Annotated in this window: 1 protein-coding gene; it reads right to left on the reverse strand. The window is 60.7% G+C overall.

Translation table 11 applies throughout. The features are described 5' to 3' along the window. On the reverse strand, nt 1–262 hold a 262-nt coding region (locus tag O4G76_RS20855), incomplete at both ends, for a hypothetical protein (RefSeq protein WP_269399020.1).

Raw genomic sequence — 262 nt, forward strand, 5'->3', positions numbered from 1 at the left:
GCCGTAGGCCACTCGGCAATCGCCATATTGCTGCCCGCTTGCGGGCGGGTGCCATTGGCAAATTTGAGGTTTTTGGTATCGGCTTCCCAGCCTGCCTTGCGCAACTGGGCATCGATCAGATAGCGACTCTCGCTCTCGCTCAGGTCGAGCGAACGAGCCGCTGCAAACTCCTTGATCTGTTCGCGGTAGAGTGTCCGTTCGGCAACGCTCAGTTTCGCCAACTCGGCCTCTCTGGCGGCCAGTTGGGCCTCCAGTGCAGCGA

Origin of the sequence: Limimaricola sp. G21655-S1, from assembly GCF_027213785.1 — a bacterium.
Taxonomy (GTDB): Bacteria; Pseudomonadota; Alphaproteobacteria; order Rhodobacterales; family Rhodobacteraceae; genus Limimaricola.